We start from the raw sequence: 3,591 nt of genomic DNA, 5'->3' as shown, positions 1-3,591 counted from the left end.
ACCACCTTCCCCAACTCCCGCTCCCCCACCCCCCACTTGTCCGCGAGCACGGAGACCAGCAGCAGGCCGCGGCCGTCCTCCGCGTGGAGATCCCGGTACGGGGTCCTGACCTTGCGGAGTTCGCCGGTGCCGCTGTCGTGGACCTCGACGCGGAGGACTCCGTCCAGGTGGATGCGGAGACGGAGGGCGAGGCCCCGGCCCGGTGGTACGCCGTGCAGGATCGCGTTCGTCGTCAACTCGCTTACGCAGAGCAGGACATCGTCGGTCCGGTCGGTGATCTCCCAGTCCGCGAGGGTGTTCCGGGTGAACTCGCGGGCCAGCGCGACTGATCTGCGGTCGCGTCGGTAGAACGCCTCGCGGGTGTGGCCTTGTTGGAGTTGTTCGTTCATGGGGCCACTGTCACAGGCAGTCACTATCGTGGGTCAGTGAGTGAGGTCGTATTTGTTTTCTCTACGACCTCACTACGACGACTTCAGGTGTGCGCGGGGGAAAGGGACACGCATGCAATCGGCGAAGAAGCCCAAGAAGGTCGGTACTTGGCAGGCGGTCGGCGGGCTCGTCGCCCACTACCGGAGGCAGGCGGGGCTGACACAGGAGCAGTTCGCGGAGATCGCGAACCTGCACGTTGACACCATCAGGTCCATCGAACAAGGGCGGCTTGCGCTCCAGGACCATCGGGCCATTGAGTTCGATGAACTGCTGCACACGGGTGGGGCGTTGTTCGCCCTGGTCAACAAGTTGCCGGTGCAGGCGCGGATGCCCGCGTTCGCACAGGGGCTCGTCGACAATGAGCAGGAGGCCGTCGCCATCCTGTCGTACGAGACGCAGGTCGTGCCCGGTCTGCTCCAGACCGAGGCGTACGCCCGCTGCGTCTTCGAGTCCGGGTATCCGGCAGTCGCGGACAAGACGGCCGACCAGTGGGTGGCCAACAGGATGCAGCGGCAAGAGATCTGGACGCGCAAGCGGCCGCCGGTGGGGCACTTCATCATCGAGGAGAGCGCCCTGCGGCGGAACGTCGGCGGCCCGGAGATCATGCGAGACCAGATCCGAAAGTTGATCGAGGCCAACGAACCGGCCCACATGGGCGTGCAGATCATGCCGATGGACCGGATGCCCCACGCCTGCCTCGACGGTCCCCTGGTGTTGCTGGAGACTCCGGACCACGAGCGCCTCGCCTACCTGGAAGTTCAGCGCGCCAGCTTCCTCGTCGAGGACCCGGAAGAGGTGAGTAACTATCACCTGAAATATGGAATGCTGCGGTCACAGGCGCTCTCTCCCTCCGAGAGCATGCGCCTCCTGGAGCGACTGCTAGGAGAGCAATGAACACCGCAGCACGGCAGCAGTTGGCGTGGTTCAAGTCCAGCTACAGCGGCAGCGAGGGCGGCAATTGCATCGAAGTCGCCTACGACTGGCGGAAGTCCAGTTACAGCAGCAGCGAGGGCGGGGACTGCGTCGAGGTCGCCGCCCACCCCGCCGCCATTCACGTCCGTGACTCCAAGGTCCCCGCCGGCGGCATCCTCACTGTCTCGCCCGGCACTTGGGGCGAGTTCCTCGGTCAGGTCACGCGTCCCTCAGTCTGAACGCCGCTCCCCCGACCGCCAACAGGCCCACCGCGTACGCCGCCAGTACCCCCAAACCCGGCCACGGAGCGATCGCCAGCCTCTCCAGGTTCTTCGTCGCCTGGATGGAGAGGGCCGCCGGCATGGGGGTCCAGCGTTGCAGACGGTGTTGCCAGGTCGGGGAGTTGACCAGGCGGGACAGGATCGGGACGACGTAGAGGACGCCCAGGCCCAGCGTGATCGCGCCGCCCGTGTCGCGGAGCAGGGTCGCCAGGGACAGGCCCAGGAGCGTCACCAGGACGAGGATGAGGACCGAGCCGCCCGCCGCTCGGAGCGTCGTACCGTCCGCCGGGGTCGGGAGGATCAGGCGGCCCAGGCCCAGGGAGGACAGCACCGCCAGTGCTCCCGCTGTCGCCGTCAGCAGCGACAGGGCCAGCGCCTTCGATGCCAGCACTCGCCACCGCCCCGGCATCGCCGTGAGCGTCGTGCGGATCGTGCCCGTGCCGTACTCCGCGCCCATCGACAGGACGCCCAGGACCAGACACAGCGCCTGGCTCAACTGGACCCCGGTCAGGGCCAGTTTCACCGTGTCCTCGTGACAGGCGGCGGGAGACGGGCACACCTGGGTCGTGAGCGACGAGGCCGCCGCCGCGCCGACCGTCAGTGTGAGAGCCACCGTTGCCGTCACGAGCCACCAAGTGCTCGGCAGCGTACGGAGTTTGGTCCACTCGGCGTGGAGAGAGCCCAGCCACCTCACGCGTCGCGCCTCCTTGTCGTCCAGGCCGCCAGCAGCAGGGCCGCTACCGCGTAGGCCGCCAGGACCGCCAGGCCGTGATACGGGGCGAGGGGGTAACAGCCGCTCTCCGGAAGGCAGTTGTGGTGGACCTGCGGGTAATACGTGACCCCCTGCTGGATCGCGAAGGCCGCCGCCGGGGTCACCCTCAGCAGCCACTGCGCCGCGGGAAGCGGCAAGGCCACGGAAAGGATCTGCGGGAGGAGCACCAGCACCACCACCGTCGCGATCGTGCCCGCGCTGCTGCGCAGTACGACGCCCACGGCCAGGGCCAGGACCGCGACCAGTGACAGCAGTACCGCACTGCCCAGGACCGCCCTCAGGGCCGGGTTGTCCAGGAGGGAGAGGTCGGGGAACGCGGGCGGCTTGAAGCCGTTCGAGCGCAGCGTCTTCTGGGCCAGGGTGAAGCCGATCGCCGTAGCCAGCAGGCCTGTTGTGAAGGTGACGACCCCGATCACCGTCGTCTTCGCCGCGAGCACCTTCAGCCGTGACGGCGTCGCCGTGAACGTCGTACGGATGAGGCCTCGTTTGTATTCGCTCGTCACGAAGAGCGTGCCCAGGGTGGCCATGAAGAGGAGGCCCACGAACACTCCCTGGAAGCTCATCTGGACCATGTCGGGGTTGTTCTCGTCCGGGGCGATGTCCCCCTGGCCGGTGAGGGTGTAGACGCCGGTCGGGGTCACCGTCGACGCGCCGGGCCGCGTGCTCCCCGGCGGGGCGTCGGCGGCGGGGGCCCCTACGTCCGTGGCCGCCCAACTGCCCGTGTCCGACGTGCCCGTGAGGCTGAGATGGTCGAAGGTGCCGGTGGCCTGGCCGCTGCCCGCCACCGAACTCGTACCGCCGAAGGAACGGCGCACGATCTCGCGCGCGCCGACGGCGAACGCGTCGGCCTCACCACGCGCCCACTTGATCGGCTTGCCGTTCTCGGCGGAGATGAGCTGCGCGATCTCCTCGGTCCGCTCGACGAGTCGCCGGCTGACGTGCACCGGACCGATGGACGCGCAACGGCACGGAGTCGAGACCGTCTACCAGGATCTCTCCCTGGCGCCCGATCTTGACGCGGCGTCAAATCTCTATCTCGGCAGGGAACTTGTGCGCGGAGGCGTCGCGGAGAACCTGCCGAACATCGACAGCGTGACGATCTCGCCGGACGTGCTGGGGCGGCTTCTCCGAGCACACCTGCCAGTTCGACTCCAGGAGGATGTAACGCCCTTTGCCGGAGGCGTCCTTGACTCAACG

5 protein-coding genes and 1 pseudogene are annotated in these 3,591 nt (G+C 67.9%); 3 read left to right on the top strand and 3 right to left on the bottom strand.

Annotated features, from left to right (window positions below; translation table 11 throughout):
• Positions 1-389 (bottom strand): ATP-binding protein (locus ACNFOC_RS52320; protein WP_416966015.1); only part of this gene is annotated, 389 nt, incomplete at its 3' end.
• Positions 390-501: 112 nt separating this feature from the next.
• Between ACNFOC_RS52320 and ACNFOC_RS52315 the strand changes: the two genes are divergently transcribed.
• Positions 502-1,323: a helix-turn-helix domain-containing protein gene (locus ACNFOC_RS52315; protein ID WP_416966014.1), complete on the top strand. Its 822-nt coding sequence runs from the start codon at positions 502-504 to the stop codon at positions 1,321-1,323.
• Positions 1,320-1,580, top strand: a complete 261-nt coding sequence (locus ACNFOC_RS52310) for a DUF397 domain-containing protein (protein WP_416966013.1) — start codon at positions 1,320-1,322, stop codon at positions 1,578-1,580. Before ACNFOC_RS52315 ends, ACNFOC_RS52310 begins: the two co-directional genes overlap by 4 nt.
• On the opposite strand, the gene ACNFOC_RS52305 is transcribed toward ACNFOC_RS52310, so the two are convergent.
• Together ACNFOC_RS52305 and ACNFOC_RS52300 are read right to left on the bottom strand one after the other, a co-directional pair.
• Positions 1,561-2,316, bottom strand: coding sequence for an ABC transporter permease (locus ACNFOC_RS52305; RefSeq protein WP_416966012.1), 756 nt, complete (start codon positions 2,314-2,316; stop codon positions 1,561-1,563). The genes ACNFOC_RS52310 and ACNFOC_RS52305 overlap by 20 nt on opposite strands.
• On the bottom strand, positions 2,313-3,338 hold the full coding sequence (locus ACNFOC_RS52300) for a hypothetical protein (protein ID WP_416966011.1): 1,026 nt from the start codon (positions 3,336-3,338) through the stop codon (positions 2,313-2,315). The genes ACNFOC_RS52305 and ACNFOC_RS52300 overlap by 4 nt, the downstream gene beginning before the upstream one ends.
• A 7-nt stretch (positions 3,339-3,345) precedes the next feature.
• Between ACNFOC_RS52300 and ACNFOC_RS52295 the strand changes: the two are divergent.
• A pseudogene (locus ACNFOC_RS52295) lies at positions 3,346-3,591 on the top strand (sugar ABC transporter ATP-binding protein); the annotation flags it as partial.

The sequence above is a fragment of the Streptomyces colwelliae genome, assembly GCF_048158785.1.
Classification (GTDB): Bacteria; Actinomycetota; Actinomycetes; order Streptomycetales; family Streptomycetaceae; genus Streptomyces.
Note: the sequence above shows the minus strand (reverse complement) of the source record. Positions and strands in the feature narration are given on the sequence as shown.